The sequence below is a fragment of the Halanaeroarchaeum sp. HSR-CO genome (assembly GCF_024972755.1).
GTDB lineage: Archaea > Halobacteriota > Halobacteria > Halobacteriales > Halobacteriaceae > Halanaeroarchaeum.
This window is the reverse complement of sequence record NZ_CP087724.1, coordinates 2,665,003-2,682,031: the sequence shown is the minus strand read 5'-3', so window position 1 is coordinate 2,682,031 and position 17,029 is coordinate 2,665,003. Positions and strand designations below refer to the sequence as shown.

Genomic DNA, 17,029 nt, shown 5'->3' with positions numbered 1-17,029 from the left:
TCCCGAGGACGGCTGCCGGCCGTGCCAGGCCACGACTATTAGGGTGGAGCCCCGACGTCTGGTCGTGTCGAATCCCGTCTACGTGACCGCCCCACTCCTCGATGCCCTGCTCGAACTCGCCCGGGACCGCGACCCAGACCCGGTGAGCGTCCCGCTCGCCACCCGTGACTCGGACGATCTCGAGCCGAACGACGGGGCTGGCATCCCGCTGGGGGAGGTCCCGCCGTCGACGCCCATCTTCGCGGAGTTCTCCTTTCCAGGGGCCGGCGAGGCTGTCAACCGCGTCTTCGGGGTGGATCTCGGACAGCCCGCACACACCGCACAGGGCCGGTTCGTCTCGCATCCCGACGCCGACCCGGACCTCTCCAGCAGCGACGACCTCGGGCCGCGGGTCCTCGTCGCGATACCGCCCTGGGGGTCCGATGACGTCCGGGTGTACGACCGCCGTGGTCGTCGCCTGCCGCTGCGTCGGGTGGCCGCCAGCGCGCCCGCCGTCACCCTGGAGGACGACCCGTCCGAGGGTTGATACCGGAAGACGGCACAAGCGCTGGGCGTGCGGTGAATGCTACCGCCGGGCGGGTCGCGGGTGTGCGAGACGTCGCCCGGCGCGTCGGTCGTCTCGCCTGTTCGCCCCGCTTCGCAGAGCTCCGCCCTCGTCGCTAAAACGGGAGTCGGTCTCGTCGCCGAGAAACCGTCACTCCTCGCCGAGCAGGTCGTCGACGAGCCCTTCGGGGTCGAATTTCTCGATGTCGTCGTACCCCTGGCCGGTGCCAAGAAAGAGGATGGGCTTCCCGGTCACATAGGCGATGGAGATGGCCGCACCGCCCTGCGCGTCGGCGTCGGCCATCGTGAGGATGGTGCCGTCGATCGACGCCGCGGAATCGAACTCCTTCGCCCGGTTCACCGCGTCCTGGCCGGCGACGGCCTCGTCCACGAAGATCGTCAGGTCGGGCTCGACGATCCGATCCAGTTTCTCGAGCTGAGCCATCAGGTCGTTGCTCGTGTGGAGTCGACCGGCCGTGTCCCCGAGGACGACGTCGACGTCGTTGGCCTCGGCGTACTCGACCGCGTCGTAGATGACCGCGGTCGGGTCGCCGCCCTGCTCGTGGTGGATGAGCTTCTTCTCGAGCCTGTCGGCGTGTTCCTGGATCTGCTCGTTGGCCCCGGCCCGGTAGGTGTCGCCGTTGGCGAGCACGCTCGAGTAGCCGCGCTCCTCGAGGTACTTCGCCAGTTTGGCGATGGTCGTCGTCTTTCCGACGCCGTTGACCCCGGTGAAGACGATGACGACCGGTTTCTCGCTCGCCGCGACGTACTCGTCGAAGTCGAACTGGCCGACCGCGATGACCTCGAGCAGCGCGTCCCGGAGGGCGGCCTCGACGAGGTTCTCTGTCCGTTCGGTGAACCCACGACGCTCGCCGGTGAGGTCGGCCTCGATGGTGTCGAGGATGGCCTCCGCGACGCTCATCTCCACGTCGCTCTCGAGGAGCGCCATCTCGAGGTCCCAGAGCGGCCCCTCGAGGTCGTCCTCGTCGAGGATGACCTTCCCGGTCGCCAGGGACTTGGCCTTCTCTCCGAGTGAGGGACCGTCGTCCTCGGCGTCCGATTCGGCCGCCTCCTCACTCCCGCCGCCAGCCGCGTCCTCGTCGGCAACCGGCAGTTCGTCGTCGACGTCGGCGTCCGACGACGTCTGGGCCGCCGCGGTCTCCGGCGCTGCGGCTGACTGGTCTGTGTCATCTTCGGCCGCTTCCTCGGCGACCTCCTCGGCGTCCTCCCGGAACGACCCGAGTTTCTCCTTCAACCCCTCGAACATCGACGGATCCCTATTCCTGGTCCTGTTGACCCTGCTGCTGGGCCATCTGTTGTTGCATCATCTGCTGTTGGGCTTGCTGGGCCTGCTGTTCGAGCTTCTGGCCCTCTTCGTCCAGGTCCGAGATCTGGGCCTGGACGTCCTCGATGTCCTGATCGAGGATGTCCTTTCTGTTCTCGAGGGTCTCCTTGGCGCCGTCGCGGTCCTGCTCGGCCGCGAACCCACCGCCGATGTCGACGACGACCTCGTCGACGTCTTCGATGGTTGCGCGGACGTACGCGCCACCGCCGAGCGGGACCTGGACGGTTCCGTCGGACTCGAGCACGTCGAGGGCCTCTTTGGCCTCGTCGATCTCGCCCTTCTCGGCCTGGAGGGTCTCGATCTGTTCGTTGAGTTGTTCTTTCTGCTCTTCGATCGCCTGGAGCTGCTGAGACAGCTCTTGGAGCTGACCGCCTCCGCCGCCAAGACTCATACGCTGACTGCGGGTCTTTAGCGGGAAGTATCTTCTCATCGTCGTTCTCTCGAACGCCCGAATCGGGCGGCCGCGAGTGGCTCTCGTGCGGGGAAACCGGTCTGAAGCAGCGCGACACGGTCGAGGGAAGCGCCGTACCGTGCGCAGAAAACAGTCGAGGGGGGTCGTCAGTCGATGAACCCGAGGGCGTCTTCGATCCGGCCGAGTTCGGGTCCGGTCGTGTCCTCGCCGACGACGAAGCCGGCGTCGTTGGCGACGAGTCCGGAGCCAAGCAGGGGGCCGCCGTAGTTGATCGTGCCGATGTCGGCGTGCACGTCGAGTGCCTCCTCGATCACGTCGAGTTCGTCGTCGGTGGCCTTCGGGTGACAGAGTGCCCCCCGGTTGTTCGCGACGGCGGCCGTCCCGACGGTCTGGACGCCGGCGATGTTGCCCCGCGTCACCGGGACGTCGAGGGTGTCTTTGACGACCTGGACGGCCTCCCGGGAGAGGTCGGGGTGGACGAATGCCCCGCTATCGTTCGCCAGGACGACGTTCCCCGCGGCGTTGATGCGGCCCGGAATCTTCGCGATGGGGAGGTCGGTCGCCGTCTCGAGTCGGTCCATCTCGCGGTCCGTGGCCCGACTGCTCACCAGAATGCCGTTCTCGTTGCCGGCCAGCAGTGCGCCCACCGTCGCGGAGCCACCGACGGTCGTGGGGACGGCGGTCGCCGCGAGTTCCTCCTCGAGCGCCTCGGCGATATCGTCGTCAAGATCGCGACGGACGACGACGTACTCGTCGGTGACCTCCGCGAAGACGCCCACGTACGGTGAGCCGAAGAAGGCAGTGCGGAGCACGCTCTACGCCGCTTCGTATTCCGCTTCGACGACGGATTCGCCCGCCTCGTCGAACCGGGCGGCGCGGACGCGGAGTTTGCTCGGCGGGTTGCCCCGGCCGCGTTCCCAGACGGCCTCGTTGATCGAGGGGTCCAGACGGACGGCATCCTGGTCGACGGCGAACTGCTTGGCCAGGTGCGCACGGATGAGTTTCATGGCCTTGCCCGTGCGGTCGCCCTTCGAGACCTTCTGGACGTCGCGGAGGGGCACGGTGACGATCCGTTCTTCGAAGTCGCTTGCACTCATGGGATCACTCGTCCGTGTCGCTGCGCCGCCATTGGCGCCGTTTGGGGTTTCGCTGCACGTCACGGTTGGTCTTCATGATGACCCAGGCCGGGACGCGGCTGTTCTGACGCTCCAGTTTGGCCAGCCGCTTCTTCTTGGCCTTGGACTTCTTGCTCATAGTGCTCACCTCTACTCCCCGGCGGCCATAAAACCTTGTTCGTTTCGGGCGCATCCGGTGCGGGTTCGGGGTCGACCAGGCCCGCCGACACCAGTCTCGGTACGTCCGCCACCTGCCGGCGCGGCCGAACTGCCGATGGCAGTCTCGGCACGTCCTTCGCCTGCCGGCGTGGCCGCGAACCGTCGACCCCATTGTACGAAACCTGTAATTGGCAGATACTATTAATCCCCCCTCTACGGAGGGGGAGTATGAACACCTCCGAGGCTGGACCGATTCACGTCCTGTACGTGTCCGCTGACGAGGACGGTGCTGCGACCGTCGCATCTCGACTCGACGACGCTCGGTCTCCCCTCTCGGTGACCCCGGTGGCCTCACCACGCCAGGCACTCGACCGACTGGCGGCCGTCGATTGCATTGTGAGCGAACTGGCCCTCCCCGAGATGGACGGCCTGTCGTTTTTGCGTGCCGTTCGGGACCGAGACGACCGTCTCCCGTTCGTCCTCGCACCGGCCGACGGCTCCGAATCGATCGCGAGCGAGGCGATCGCCGCTGGCGTCTCGGCGTACGTTCCCCGACCCGACGGGGAGATTCGACCCGATCGCCTCGCAGAGCGGATCGAGGCGGCGGTCCAGCGTGTGGGACCGACCGGTCGGACAGCGGAGATAGAGCGCATCGTGGCCGTCATCAAGGACGTGAACGCCGCGCTCGTTCACGCCGAGACCCGGACCGACCTCGAACAGGCGGTCTGCGAGATATTCGCGGATTCCACCCCATATCAGTTCGCCTGGGTCGGGGAATACGACGCGGCCGCTCACTCGCTGACGCCTCGCGCGTCTGCGGGCGTCGGCGCCGACTTCCTCGAGCGGATCCCCGTCGGGGACGGCCAGACGCTGCCGGAGACCGGACCGGGGCCGAAGGCGATCGAGACGCGGGAACTCCAGGTCACGCAGAACGTCTCCACGGACGAGGCGTTCGATCCGTATCGAGCCGCGGTCGAACAGCGGAATTTCCGAGCCGTCGCGACCGTCCCGATCACCCACGGCGATCGGCTCTACGGACTTCTCGCGATCTATGCGAACCGGGTCGGGGCCTTCGATGCGAAAGAGCGCGACCTCCTCACGGCTGTCGGTGACGACATGGGACACGCCATCGCTGCGATCGAGACCCGAACCGATCTTCGCCGGTTCAGGCAGGCCGTCGACTCCGCTGGACAGGCGATCGCGGTGACGGGAACCGACGGGACGATCGAATACGTCAACTCCACGTTCGAAGCCCAGACGGGGTACGAAATGCCCGCGATCGTCGGTCGACGACTGGCCGACGTCGTCGACGTGAGTCCCGAGATGGTGCGGTCGAACGGTCAAGCGGCCACCGATGACATGGCGTGGGAGCGGGAGTTCGTGGCCACGACCCGCGATGGCGACCGGTATCACGCCGAACAGACCATCACGCCCATCCTCGACGGCACGGGAGAACTGGACGGGTTCGTCCTGGTCCAGGTGGACGTCTCGGACCGCATCGAACGGGAAGCGGCGCTCCGGACGGAGACCGAGATGCTCGAGAGCCTGTTCGAGACCAGTCCCATCGGCATCGTCGTTCTGTCGCCGGACGGGACGATCCGGCGCGCCAACGAACGGGCGTCGGCGCTCCTCCAGATAGACGCCGGATCCATCGTCGGCAAGACCCACGAGGCGGCGGCGTGGACCTTCGTCGACGAGGACGGCGAACCGCTCCCGGACGACGAACACCCCTTCAATCGCGTTCGAAACCGAGGGGAGTCCATCTATGGCGACGAGTTGCGGATGGACCGACCACACGCGGACCCGATCTGGCTCTCGATTTACGGGGCCCCACTGCGCGACTCGGACGGGGACCTCGAGGGTATCGTCTTCACCTTCGACGACGTCACGGAGCAAAAAGAGCGCCAACGCGAACTCCGAAGCTTCGAGAAGGCGGTCGAGTACGCGGCACACTGCATCTACGTGACCGACTTCGACGGGACCATCGAGTGGGTCAATCCCGCGTTCGAAGACCAGACCGGGTACGCACGCGAGGAGGCCATCGGGGAGACGCCCGCCATCCTCAACAGTGGAACCCACGAGGAGTCCTTCTTCGAAGAGATGTGGGCGACGATCCTCTCGGGGGAGGTCTGGGAACGGGAGATCGTCAACGAGCGCAAGGATGGCACCCTCGTCCACGTCGATCAGAGCATCGCCCCGGTCATCGACGACGAGGGGGAGATCGAACGGTTCGTGGCCATCAACCAGGACATCACCGAGCGCAAGGAGTACCGGCTCCGCCTGGAACGACAGAACGAACGCCTCGAGGAGTTCGCGAGCGTCGTCTCCCACGACCTCCGGAACCCGCTCAACGTCGTCAGCGGCCGCCTCGACCTCTCCCCGGCCGACGACGAGCACATCGAGGCCGCAGCGTCGGCCCTCGACCGGATGGAGGCGATCATCGAGGACGTGTTGACGTTAGCGCGAGATGGGGGGTCGGTCGAGGAGACCGAACCGGTCGATCTCGAAGCGGTCGCGAGGGACGCCTGGCGCACCGTCCCCGAGGGTGACGCTCGCCTCGAGGTCGACGATCTCCCGACCGTCGTCGCAGATGCCCGGCGAGTCCGTCGCATTCTCGAGAACCTCTTTCGGAACGCAGTGGAGCATGGCTCCACGAGCCCTCGTTTGCAAGCCCACGAGGACGCCGAGGAGCGTGGCTCCACGAGCCCTCACTCACGAGTTCGCGAGGATCCTGTCGAACACGGTGGCGAGGGCGTAAAGATCACCGTGGGCGGCCTCGATGACGGGTTCTACGTCGAAGATACGGGGCCGGGAATCCCGGAAGAGATCCGAGACCGCGTCTTCGAGTCCGGCTACACCCAAAGCGAGTCGGGGACGGGACTCGGGTTGGCCATCGTCCGGCAACTCGCCCAGGCCCACGGGTGGACCGTCTCGCTCACCGAGAGTCGGGGCGGTGGCGCGCGCTTCGAGTTCACGGGTGTGGCGGTCCCCGCGGCGGCGAGGGATAGTTAAGGACCCGGCGTTCGTAGAGCCGCCATGGCCGATACACTGCTGGACGAGGACGCTCGCGAACAACTCGTCGCCACGTGTCGAACGTCGGTGGGCGACAGCCTCCGTTCGGTCACCTACTTCACGCGTACCGAGTTCGAACAGCTGTATCTCCGGGACGACCTGGAACGGGACGCGGACCTCTCGACGTTCATCGGACACGAGTGGCGAGCCTACCAGACGACCCACGACGTCTACGGGGACTCCGAACTCGGCGAATACGAGTACACCATCCGCTCGTTCGAGAACGGCTTTCTGCTCAGGGTGACCGGGGCGAACGAGGGCGTCTTCCTCACGACGGATGGCCTGAGCACCCAGCAGTTCGACAAGGTGGCGACGGCCGTCCAGCGGACCCTGGAGGAGTGGCGTGGCTGACCGGCGCTCGGCGGGCCGATCCTAGAGGGGGACCCGGTGGAGCGTCTCGTAAACCGGTCCGTCGTGGGTGAGCGTGCTCTGGGTGAGGCTGACCGCATCGACTGTGGTCGAACCGACGACCGGCGACTCCTCTCGAACCACTCGCTGGACCAGGTCCTTCCCGCCCGCGTGATTCATTCTGGCGAGCGTGACGTGCGGGGTGAACTCGTGGTCGGCCTCGTCGAAGCCGATATCCACGAGTTCCGACTCGATGGACTCGTGTAGCCGTTCGAACTCGCGGTCGCCGCGAGTGACGCCGAACCAGACGACGCTGATGTACTCGAGGGAGGGGAACACGCCCAGGTCGCCGTAGGTGGCCTCGAACGGCCCGACACCGGACTTCTCGACCGCCCGTTCGAGCGCCGCGGTCACCTCCTCGAGGCGATGGTTGGGCGTCTCGCCGAGGAATTTCATCGTCACGTGTGCCTGCGCCGGATCGGTGAAATCCAGTCCGCCAGCGTCGGCGAACCGCTCCTGGACCGCCGCGACTTCGTCTGCGAGTTCGGGTGGGAGGTCGACGCTCACGAACAGTCGCATGCCAGTGCCTCTGGGTGCGGTGCCCTTAACCCTCCCCCTCACGTACGCCGGCCCATGACCGACAACGAGGAGGATTCGCCGCGTGAGGGCGAGCGCCCCCACCGGTTCTCGGAGGGGCAGGGCTTTTCCGACCCTTACGAGGGATTCGACCTCGACCCGCCCGAACTCTCGGTCGATCCCTCGAAGATCGACCCGGTTGACTCCTACGCAATTGCCGACCACCTCGACGAGCGCAACATCGCCTCCGACCAGGTCGATGCCGACGCCCTCATCGACGTGGGCCTCAACTACATGGGTATCAACCGAAACGAACAGGCCGTCGACTCCTTCGAGCGGGCCGCCCGGTTCGCCGACGACGAGACGACCGAGCAGGAGGCCTGGGTCGAAAAGGGCATCGCGCACGCCGAACTCGAGGAGTGGGAGGCGGCCATCGACTCCCACCGCGAGGCCCTCTACGTGGCTGAGGACGGCGATTTCGCCGCCGAAGCGCACACCAACCTGGCGTACGCCCTCTGGGAGTTCGGCAAGGACGAGGAGGCCTTCCAGCACGCCGAGGAGGCCGTCAGGCAGAACGAGCGCCTGGGCCACGCCTGGTACAACCTCGGGTTCATCCAGGTCGAGCGCGGCCAACACGAGGACGCCCTGGAGTGTTTCGACAACGCCATGCGCCTCGGCTTCCGGCAGGCCGACGTCTACGAGGAGAAATCGCGCGCCCTGGACGGCCTCGGCCGTGAGGAGGAAGCCGGCGAGGTCGCCGAACGTGCAGAAGCGATCCGCGAGGAGCAGGAAGCGGCCCTCGTCGACGAGCGATGATCGTCTCCGAGCGCGAGACCGACCAGGGACTGCTCGTCACCGCCTGTGACCCCGAGGTTCTCGGGGAGACCTTCGAGGAGGGCGAGGTCTCGCTCACGGTCAGCGAGGACTTCTACGGGGGCGAACCGCTCGACGAGGACGCCGTCGTGGACTCGCTGGCCCGCGCCAGCGTGGCCAACCTCGTCGGGCGTCAGGTCGTGGAACTCGCCATCGAGGCCGGCTACGTCGACGAGGCGAACGTCCTCGAGGTCGATTCGACCCTGCACGCCCAGTTCCTCCGACTCTGAGAGCGCAGCCGTCACCGATTCTGTGCGGCTTGCTGGGCGTGTGGTAGCCGAATGGTGACCGTCGTGCCACGGGGGTCGTTTTCGCCGAAGGAGATGTCGCCACCGGACTCGTGGACGAGCCAGTAGGCGATCCAGAGACCGAGCCCGCTCGTGTGACGGAGTGCGTGTTCGATCTCGGCATTCAGTGGTTCGATCTCGCCGTCGGGGATGCCGGGTCCGTTGTCCGCGATCACGATCTCGACGCGATCCGTTCCCGGACTTCGTAGGTGCACCTGGACGACCGGTCGGTCGGCGTCGTTGTGCTCGACGGCATTCCGCAGTATCTGTTCGAGGGCTGCGTCGAGTCGATGGTGAGCGCTGACCGGTAGTGCTTCGGGGAGGGTCGAATCGATGGATACCGACGGATGTTCGCGGCGGAGTTTCGCTATCTTGGTCTGCAGGAGTGCTGTGACCTCCTGAACCGTGTTCGCGTCCTCCGTTGTTGCCAGACTCTCTTCGATCAGCCGCGCATTTTCGGCGATCTCGAGGATCTCGTCGGCCTGATTCTGGATCGTCTCGAGCATCTCGAGGTCGTGTCTGGCCGACGCCAGTCCCGCATTGCCTTTGATGATATTCACGCTCGACCGGAGATCGTGACGCATGATCCGGTTCAACACGGACAGTCGCTGACGGAGGTCTCGCGCCCGGTCGCGTTGTTCTTCGAGCTGTTCCTGGCGCCGTTTGAGGTCGGTGATGTTGCTGTTGACCGCGACGAATCGTTCGATCTCGCCCGAATCGTCCTCGACCGGCGCGATGGTCTGATCGACGTGGATGAATTCGCCGTCCGCTCGGCGGTTGACGACCTCTCCTTCGAAAACCTCGCCCGAGAGGATCGTCTCCCAGAGTTCCTCGTAGAATCCGTCGTCCATCTCCCCGGATTTCAATAACCGGGGCGTTCGACCGACGGCCATCTCGGCCGAATAGCCGGTCGTCTCCTCGAAGGCCGGATTGACGTACTCGATGGTCCCATCCCGGTCAGTGAAGAGTATGGGGTGGCCGGCCGATTCGACCGCCTGCCGGAAAGTGCTCAACTCTTTCTCCCGGGTCGTTCGTTCCGAGACGTCGCGAAAGATCCCGTAGACGACCTGCCCCTGCGGGAGTTCGACCGTCTCGACGCTGATCGAAACGGGGACCGTCTCCCCGTCACCGGTGACGGCGTATACCTGCTCCCCGTCCGCCAATTTCGACAGCACACCCCCCTCCTCGACGTGTCGCTCGAAGAGCCGACGGTACCGCTCCGATTCTCCATCCGGGTGGAGGTCGGACTGGTGCAGCCCGAGTATCTCTTCTCGAGGCTGATCGCGGAGGTCCGCTGCCGCCTCGTTGGCCTCGACGATCTCACCGGTCTCGGCGTCGGCGACGAAGACCGGATCCGGGGCCGCCCGCAGGAGCGAGCGATACCGTGTTTTCGTCTCTTCGAGTCGCTGTTCGCGGCGTTTTCGGTCCGTGATGTCCTGCACTACCCCGATAGCCTCCAGGGGCGTTCCGTCCTCCGCGACGGTGAGTTCGGCACGTTCTCGAACCCAGCGGACCGCACCGTCGACCCGTATTCGATGTTCGATGTCGTACTCAGCACCCTCGAGTGCACTCTCCCACTGCTCCCGGACGTATGGCTCGTCGTCTGGATGAACGAACCCCATGAACCGATCCATGGTGACCGTTTCTTCGGGGTCCATACCGAAGATACGGTAGCACTCCTCGGACCACTCGAGTTGCTCCCGTTCGAAATCGAACGACCAGCTCCCGATGTCGGCGATCTGCTGGGCCTGCGCGAGGTGCGTTTGCCGAGGGGTCAAGTCGCTCATCGTTCGAGACGGGCCGTCATTACCTGGGAGGAGTATTCATCGTACCATGAATTTGTTGGTATGTTTTAACGCAATGTATGAGAAATATATGATACAATATGTATCCTTGAGGGCATGTATCGGCTCTTTCCCGGCTATCTCGGGATATAGCACAAACAATAATACTTATGCCGTCCCTGGATATTTTGGTCACTATCACGATGGCATCGGGAGCGTTCCCGCTATCGGCGGGGAACGAGTTTGTCACACGAGCAATGGGCGCAGTCACCTCGTTGACCGGGGGGCGTCCATTGCACCGCCTTCGGGCGCTGCTTTCGACGGACTCGGGGGCAGCCGAATCGACACACGACGCTTCGGCGGACGAACCCCTCCCCAGTTCGTGTCGGTTCCTCTTCGAGACGACGCCCGATCCGGTTCTGATCGCCGACGCCGAGTCCGGGACGCTGCTGGCGGTCAACGACGCGACGGTCGACCTTCTCGGCCACTCGAGCGAAGCGTTACGGGGCGAGTCCATCACGCAGCTTCACCCAGCCGGTGCAGAACGGTCGTACCGTCGGCTCTTCGAACAGCACGTGGCGTCGGCCGAAGACGAGCCCGTGACCGTGTCGCGACTCCCGAATGGCGAGCAGATCTACGTCGAGACCAGGGCAGGCGAGCGGGTGCCCGTCGAGATCAACGCTCGCGTCTTCGAGACCGAGGCCGGCACCGTCGTCACCGGGGTCTTCAGGGACATCACCGATCGCCGACGGCGCGAACGCGAACTCGAGACGTTCAAGGCCGCCGTGGAGAACGCGGGCCATTCGATCTACTGGACGGACCGGGACGGGACCATCGAGTACGTCAATCCGGCCTTCGAGGAACTCACCGGCTATTCGAGCGAGGAGGCAGTGGGCCGAAATCCACGACTCTTGCAATCCGGCGTCCACGACAGCGCCTTCTACCGGGACACCTGGGAGACGATCCTGGACGGCGAGACCTGGGAGGGTGAAATCGTCAACGAGCGGACCGACGGCGAACAGTTCACCATCGATCAGACCATCGCGCCGGTCGAGAGCGAGGACGGGCAGGTGGAACGCTTCGTGGCGATCAACTCCGACATCACCGAGCGTCGGGACCGCGAGCGGGAACTCCAGGAGTTCAAACGCGCCGTCGAACACGTCGGCCTCGCGGTCTTCATCACCGACGCGGACGGGACCATCGAGTACGTCAATCCCGCCTTCGAGCGGATCACCGGATACCAGGCCGCGGCTGCGATCGGGCGAACGCCCAGCATTTTGCACTCCGGCGAGAAGGACCCGGAGTACTACCGGGAGCTCTGGGAGACGATCCGCTCGGGTGAGACGTGGGAAGAAGAAATCGTCAATCGCCGGGCGGACGACACCACCTATCACGCCCTCCAGACCATCTCGCCGATCGTCGACGCGGACGACACCCCGCGGAAGTTCGTCGCCATCCAGCGGGACGTCTCGGACATCAAGGCGTTCGAGGCCGAACTCGAACGGCAGAACGAACGACTCGAGCGGTTCGCGAGCGTCGTCTCCCACGACCTCCGGAACCCGCTGACCGTGGCACAGGGACGGCTCGAACTCGCCCGGGGGGAACACGATAGCGACCACCTCCAGGCGGTAGATAGCTCGCTCGATCGGATGGAGACGCTCATCGCGGACCTCCTCGCGCTCGCCCGTGAGAAGGATGGGTCGCCGACGCTCGAGGCGGTCGATCTCTCGACCATCGTCGAGGAGAGCTGGCGGACCGTCGACACGGCAGCGGCGACGATACGGGTCACGACGGACCAGACTATCCGGGCGGCTCCAGGGCGAGTTCGACAGGCCCTGGAGAACCTCTTCCGGAATGCAGTCGAACACGGGGGCGAGCGCTTGGTGGTAACCGTCGGCGACCTCGACGACGGCTTCTACATCGAGGATGACGGTTCGGGGATCCCGGTGAGCGAGCGCGGCAACGTGCTCCAGTCCGGCTATTCCACCGCCGGTGGGACGGGACTCGGCCTCTCGATAGTCGAGCGGTGTGCCGAGGCCCACGACTGGGAGATCACGGTCACTGCTGGGAAGGATGGCGGCGCTCGCTTCGAGTTCACCGGAGTCGAATTCGGGTAATCGGGAGGGCCGGCTCGCTCATTCGACGCGGTCCGCCGATTCCATGGCGGCGGCGATGCGCTCGTGGGCCCTGACGAATCGCCAGAGCAGATAGAGGAAGACGAGCGGAACGATCACGCTGAGGATCTGGAGGGGGGCTCGCATCACGACGACGCTGTACAGGAGTACGACGGCGACGAGGCCGAGAGCCAGCAGTCCGACTGCCAGCCTGTTTGATTGGAGGGCCATACCGTCCATGACGGGGAGGTGGAACAAATATTTCCGGGCCCCTTGGGCAGGGGTGGAGTGTCGGATTCGCTACGCCAGCAGCGCCGACCCCAGGACCAGGACGTTCCAGCCAGTCACTGCCACGCCGACCGTGGCGAATCCGAGGGGGACGCCGACGTCGTGGGGCCGCGGGAGGTGCCGGTAGACCGCGTAGCCGGTGCCGACCACGATCGCCTTCAGGACGAGGATCACGACGACGCCGTACTCGGCGACGAGCGGAGCCAGAAACGAGTTCCGCTCGACGACGCCCACGACGCTCAGCCCCAGGCTCGTGGTCACGAAGTCGCCGCCGACGAAAAAGACCGCGACGAGGACCCAGGCCCACCGGTGGACGGTCGGGGAGGTGAAGGGCTGGTGGCCGTCCTGGCGAGGCATACCGTCGGATACCGGACCAGTGGGCTTCGTAAATCGCAGATTGTCGACCGCACTGGGCCGTTACGCACGTCCTACTGCGCGGCCAGCGGCAGTTCGACGACGAACACGCTTCCCCGCGGTTCGTTGTCCTCGATCCGGACGGTGCCGCCGTACTGGTCGACCAGGGTCTGTACGAGATAGAGGCCGATGCCCGTCCCACCGCTATCCGCTCCCTTCTCACCCATCCGGAACACGCTCTCCTTGCGGTCGTCGGGAATTCCCGGACCGTTATCGGCGATCCGGACGACTGCCGTCTCGGTCCGTTCCTCGGCGGAGACGGTGATCGTGGCTGGTCCCGCATCGACGTTCTCGATGGCGTTGCCGATCAAGTTGCGGAACACCGAGGTGAGCATCTCGTTGGCGCTGACCGTGGTCTCGGGGAGCGCGCCCTCGATGGCGATATCGGCGTCGGGGTGGGCCGAGCGCTGTTTATCGATCTCGGCCTCGAGTGTACTTGCCAGGTCGATGGCGGTCGTCTCGGGTCGCTCGTCCTCGTCGAGGGCGCGGATGAACTCGCGTGCACCGTCGGTGAGGTCGACGACCTTGGTGGCGGCCCCGAGCAGCCGTTCGAGCGCGTTCATCTCGTCCGCGTCCAACCGCTCCTCGAGTGTCTCGCCCCACCCGATGACGACGGCCATCTCGTTTCGGATATCGTGACGGACGATGCGGTTGAGCAACTGGAGTTGCTCGGTCTTGCGTTCGAGGTCCCGGCGATACCGCTCCCGTTCGGTCACGTCCGAGAGGATGACCACGCGGCCGGTCTCGGTCGAACCCGCGACGAACGGGCTCGTCGAGATCTGGAAGAACCGGGGATCCCCGGAATCTTCCATCGTGAGCACTCGATCGTTGTCGAGGGCCCGTCTGAGCTGTGGGGCGACGGATTCCAACGGCTCCCCGATCCGGTCGGCCGCGTCGGGAAACAGGGACGTGGCCTGGTCGTTGACCGAGGCGACCCGTCCCTCCGCGTCGAGGACGAAGACCGGGTCGTCGACGTCGGCGGCCAGCTGGACGGTCTGGAACCGGTCGAAGTACACCGTCACCGTGCCGACCGCGAACGCCGCGACTCCCAGCGGTTCGTAGGTGAGCGCCAGTAACCACGGCGTCTGGAGCGCGAGCAGGTCGAGTCCCAGTGGCAGCGCGGTGAGCAAAACGAGCGCCTCCAGCGGTCGCGTGCCGACGCTGGCCTGAGCGAAGCGCTCGGCGAGCATGTAGAAGCCGACGAACGCGAGCGCGTAGGACAGCCCCATCGCAATCCAGTGAACCATCCCATACTGGATCGCGAGGTGGGCGAACGGCTCGCTCGCCATCTCGGCGGTGAAGTAGCCGTTGTGTAGGGGGTTCGTCACTTTGACGAGGACGAACATCGCGACGATGCCCACGACTGCCCGTGCGTAGGGTGTCTCACGAGGCGCCCGCCCGCTGTAGGCGGCACTGAAGTACAGCCACGTCAGCACCGAGACGATGCCCGCGACGAGCCCGACCATGTACAGCACCTCCTTGAGAACGACGCCCGGAACGACGAGGTAGAGCGCCTGTGCGCTGCCCCAGATCCCGCTCGTGACCAGCAATCCCACGAGGCCGTATCGCGTGTCGGGATGGTCGACCCGACTGGCCGGACCCACGGTGGCGAAACTCGCCAGGGCGGCGACGGCGAACGCGACGACGTGGGCAACGAAGAGCGGATCCATCGATACGGTCAATTTTCATTTGCGTCCCGTTGATAATATCGTTCCGACCGGCGGGCGACAGTTCGGATGTCGGTCCGTAGTCGACGTGCCTGGAATCTTCGATTCTCCACACGAAACGAAGGGGTATCGGCGGCCGTGAGACCTTCTTCCACCGAAGGAAAGTAATGTGTCGGCGCGCTACTGTCGTTCAATGGAGTCCTACGAGCAAGCACCGCTCGATACCGACGCTATCCGGGCCGATTTCCCGATTCTCGACCGGGAGGTGGCCGAGGACACGCCGCTGGTGTACCTCGACAACGCAGCCACCACCCAGACGCCCGAACCGGTCATCGAGGCCATCTCGCGGTACTACCGCGAGTACAACGCCAACGTCCACCGTGGCATCCACCAGTTGAGCCAGGAGGCCTCACTCGCCTACGAGGAGGCCCACGACCGGATGGCCGCGTTGATCGGCGCGCCCGGCGGTCGCGAGGAGATCGTCTTCACCAAGAACACGACCGAGGCGATCAACCTCGTCGCGTACGCCTGGGGCCTGTCGAACCTCGAGCAGGGCGACGCGGTGGTCCTCACGGAGATGGAACACCACGCCTCGCTGGTGACCTGGCAACAGATCGCCGAGCAGGCAGGGGCCGACGTCCGCTACATCAGCGTCACCGAGGACGGCCGACTCGATATGGACCACGCGGCCACGCTGATCGACGACGACGTCGCAATCGTGAGCGCGGTCCACGCCTCGAACGTCCTCGGGACCGTCAACCCGCTCGACGACCTGGCCGAGTTGGCCCACGAACACGACGCGCTCGTCCTGGGTGACGGCGCCCAGGCCGTGCCGAACCGCCCGGTCGACGTGGACGCCCTCGACGTCGACTTCTACACCTTCTCCGGGCACAAGATGGCCGGGCCGACCGGTATCGGTGTGCTGTGGGCCCGCGAAGCCCTCCTCGAGGAGATGCCGCCGTTCCTCTACGGCGGGGAGATGATCCGGGAGGTCACCTGGGAGGACGCCACGTACAACGAGTTGCCCTGGAAGTTCGAGGCCGGGACTCCACCCATCGCGGAGGCCGTCGGCCTCACCGCCGCCGCTGATTACCTCGAGGACGTGGGCCTCGACCGAATCCACGCCCACGAGGACTACGTTACCCGGTACGCCATGGAACGACTGGGCGAGCGCGACGATATCCGGGTCTTCGGCCCGGGCCCGGCGGTGGACCGGGCCGGCCTCGTCGCGTTTCAGATGGATGGCATCCACGCCCACGACCTCTCGAGCATTCTCAACGACTTCGGCGTCGCCATCCGTGCCGGCCACCACTGCGTCCAGCCACTCCACCGTAAACTGGGGGTGGCCGCCACGGCGCGCGCGTCGTTCTACATGTACAATACTCGCGAGGAGGTCGACGTGTTGCTCGAGGGACTCGACGCTGCCAGGGACATCTTCGGGTGAGGACTGCCGCGTTCTGCCGCCGGGCCGGTCCGCCCCCGCACAACCCTTTTACAGCCCTCTCGCCTACGATTGTGTAGTCATGAGCATGGGTTCGGACATGTACCGACAGCAGATCCTGGACCACTACAAGAACCCGCGCAACTACGGCTCCCTCGAGGACCCCGACTTCTCCCACGGCGGCCACAATCCCTCGTGTGGGGACCAGTTGGAGTTCGACGTGGCACTCGCCGACGACGGGGAGACCGTCGAGCAGGTCGCCTTCGAGGGCGATGGCTGTGCCATCAGCCAGGCCGCCGCGAGCCTGCTCTCCCAGCAACTGCCGGGGATGACGCTCGACGAGATCGAACAACTGGACCGCGACGACGTCTTCGAACTCCTGGGCGTGGATATCAGCCCGATGCGGGTCAAATGCGCCGTTCTCGCCGAGAAGGTCGTGCAGGACGGCACCGCGATCTACCGGGGCGAGCGCGACGACGAGGAAACGAACCTCGAGGACTGACCGACACACAGCCCATTGCGGGCCCCTCTCCCGGCCGTCTGTCCGGCGCTGGCACTGCACTCGTGGATGTTGCTCGCACCGAGAATTCG

The 17,029-nt window shown here is 65.6% G+C and carries 18 protein-coding genes; 8 read left to right on the top strand and 10 right to left on the bottom strand.

Annotated elements, in window-relative coordinates; all coding sequences use genetic code 11:
* The first annotated feature begins 64 nt into the window (after positions 1–64).
* Positions 65–526, top strand: a complete 462-nt coding sequence (locus tag HSRCO_RS13995; RefSeq protein ID WP_259518259.1) for a hypothetical protein — start codon at positions 65–67, stop codon at positions 524–526.
* A 168-nt stretch (positions 527–694) separates the two neighbouring features.
* Here the strand turns inward: HSRCO_RS13995 and ftsY are convergent, their stop codons facing one another.
* From ftsY to HSRCO_RS13970, 5 genes are all read right to left on the bottom strand, one after another.
* Positions 695–1,810: a signal recognition particle-docking protein FtsY gene (gene ftsY, locus HSRCO_RS13990; RefSeq protein ID WP_259518258.1), complete on the bottom strand. Its 1,116-nt coding sequence runs from the start codon at positions 1,808–1,810 to the stop codon at positions 695–697.
* A 10-nt stretch (positions 1,811–1,820) separates the two neighbouring features.
* Complete coding sequence (pfdA, locus tag HSRCO_RS13985; RefSeq protein WP_259518257.1) at positions 1,821–2,279, bottom strand: prefoldin subunit alpha; 459 nt, start codon at positions 2,277–2,279, stop codon at positions 1,821–1,823.
* Positions 2,280–2,446: 167 nt separating this feature from the next.
* A complete protein-coding gene (locus HSRCO_RS13980) occupies positions 2,447–3,112 on the bottom strand; it encodes a translation initiation factor IF-6 (RefSeq protein ID WP_259518256.1) in 666 nt (221 codons plus the stop codon).
* A gap of 3 nt (positions 3,113–3,115) precedes the next feature.
* Positions 3,116–3,397 (bottom strand): 50S ribosomal protein L31e, encoded by a 282-nt coding sequence (locus HSRCO_RS13975; RefSeq protein WP_259518255.1) that lies wholly within the window; start codon positions 3,395–3,397, stop codon positions 3,116–3,118.
* 4 nt (positions 3,398–3,401) lie between these two features.
* On the bottom strand, positions 3,402–3,554 hold the full coding sequence (locus HSRCO_RS13970; protein ID WP_259518254.1) for a 50S ribosomal protein L39e: 153 nt from the start codon (positions 3,552–3,554) through the stop codon (positions 3,402–3,404).
* Between the two features lie 248 nt (positions 3,555–3,802).
* Between HSRCO_RS13970 and HSRCO_RS13965 the strand changes: the two genes are divergently transcribed.
* Together HSRCO_RS13965 and HSRCO_RS13960 are read left to right on the top strand one after the other, a co-directional pair.
* Positions 3,803–6,586, top strand: coding sequence for a PAS domain S-box protein (locus tag HSRCO_RS13965; protein WP_259518253.1), 2,784 nt, complete (start codon positions 3,803–3,805; stop codon positions 6,584–6,586).
* A gap of 24 nt (positions 6,587–6,610) precedes the next feature.
* Entirely contained in the window at positions 6,611–6,997 is a 387-nt protein-coding gene (locus HSRCO_RS13960; RefSeq protein WP_259518252.1) for a hypothetical protein, read from the top strand.
* A gap of 21 nt (positions 6,998–7,018) precedes the next feature.
* On the opposite strand, the gene thpR is transcribed toward HSRCO_RS13960, so the two are convergent.
* Positions 7,019–7,573 (bottom strand): RNA 2',3'-cyclic phosphodiesterase, encoded by a 555-nt coding sequence (gene thpR / locus HSRCO_RS13955; protein ID WP_259518251.1) that lies wholly within the window; start codon positions 7,571–7,573, stop codon positions 7,019–7,021.
* Positions 7,574–7,627: 54 nt separating this feature from the next.
* On the opposite strand from thpR, the gene HSRCO_RS13950 reads away from it, so the two are divergent.
* Positions 7,628–8,386 (top strand): tetratricopeptide repeat protein, encoded by a 759-nt coding sequence (locus HSRCO_RS13950; protein WP_259518250.1) that lies wholly within the window; start codon positions 7,628–7,630, stop codon positions 8,384–8,386.
* The gene (locus HSRCO_RS13945; protein ID WP_259518249.1) at positions 8,383–8,673 is read left to right on the top strand and encodes a DUF424 domain-containing protein; all 291 of its coding nucleotides are present in this window, start codon (positions 8,383–8,385) and stop codon (positions 8,671–8,673) included. Before HSRCO_RS13950 ends, HSRCO_RS13945 begins: the two co-directional genes overlap by 4 nt.
* Before the next feature lie 11 nt (positions 8,674–8,684).
* Here HSRCO_RS13945 and HSRCO_RS13940 read toward each other — a convergent pair whose 3' ends face one another.
* On the bottom strand, positions 8,685–10,517 hold the full coding sequence (locus HSRCO_RS13940) for a PAS domain S-box protein (RefSeq protein WP_259518248.1): 1,833 nt from the start codon (positions 10,515–10,517) through the stop codon (positions 8,685–8,687).
* A gap of 254 nt (positions 10,518–10,771) precedes the next feature.
* Between HSRCO_RS13940 and HSRCO_RS13935 the strand changes: the two genes are divergently transcribed.
* Positions 10,772–12,631, top strand: coding sequence for a PAS domain-containing sensor histidine kinase (locus tag HSRCO_RS13935; protein WP_259518247.1), 1,860 nt, complete (start codon positions 10,772–10,774; stop codon positions 12,629–12,631).
* 18 nt (positions 12,632–12,649) lie between these two features.
* Here HSRCO_RS13935 and HSRCO_RS13930 read toward each other — a convergent pair whose 3' ends face one another.
* The 3 genes from HSRCO_RS13930 to HSRCO_RS13920 form a co-directional block, all read right to left on the bottom strand.
* A complete protein-coding gene (locus HSRCO_RS13930) occupies positions 12,650–12,859 on the bottom strand; it encodes a glycerol ABC transporter substrate-binding protein (protein ID WP_259518246.1) in 210 nt (69 codons plus the stop codon).
* 69 nt (positions 12,860–12,928) lie between these two features.
* On the bottom strand, positions 12,929–13,273 hold the full coding sequence (locus tag HSRCO_RS13925; RefSeq protein WP_259518245.1) for a hypothetical protein: 345 nt from the start codon (positions 13,271–13,273) through the stop codon (positions 12,929–12,931).
* A gap of 71 nt (positions 13,274–13,344) precedes the next feature.
* Complete coding sequence (locus HSRCO_RS13920; protein ID WP_259518244.1) at positions 13,345–15,000, bottom strand: ATP-binding protein; 1,656 nt, start codon at positions 14,998–15,000, stop codon at positions 13,345–13,347.
* Positions 15,001–15,190: 190 nt separating this feature from the next.
* Here HSRCO_RS13920 and HSRCO_RS13915 point away from each other — a divergent pair, with 190 nt between their 5' ends.
* Together HSRCO_RS13915 and HSRCO_RS13910 are read left to right on the top strand one after the other, a co-directional pair.
* Positions 15,191–16,441, top strand: a complete 1,251-nt coding sequence (locus HSRCO_RS13915) for a cysteine desulfurase (protein WP_259518243.1) — start codon at positions 15,191–15,193, stop codon at positions 16,439–16,441.
* Positions 16,442–16,520: 79 nt separating this feature from the next.
* Positions 16,521–16,940, top strand: a complete 420-nt coding sequence (locus tag HSRCO_RS13910; protein ID WP_259518242.1) for an iron-sulfur cluster assembly scaffold protein — start codon at positions 16,521–16,523, stop codon at positions 16,938–16,940.
* Positions 16,941–17,029 lie beyond the last annotated feature (89 nt).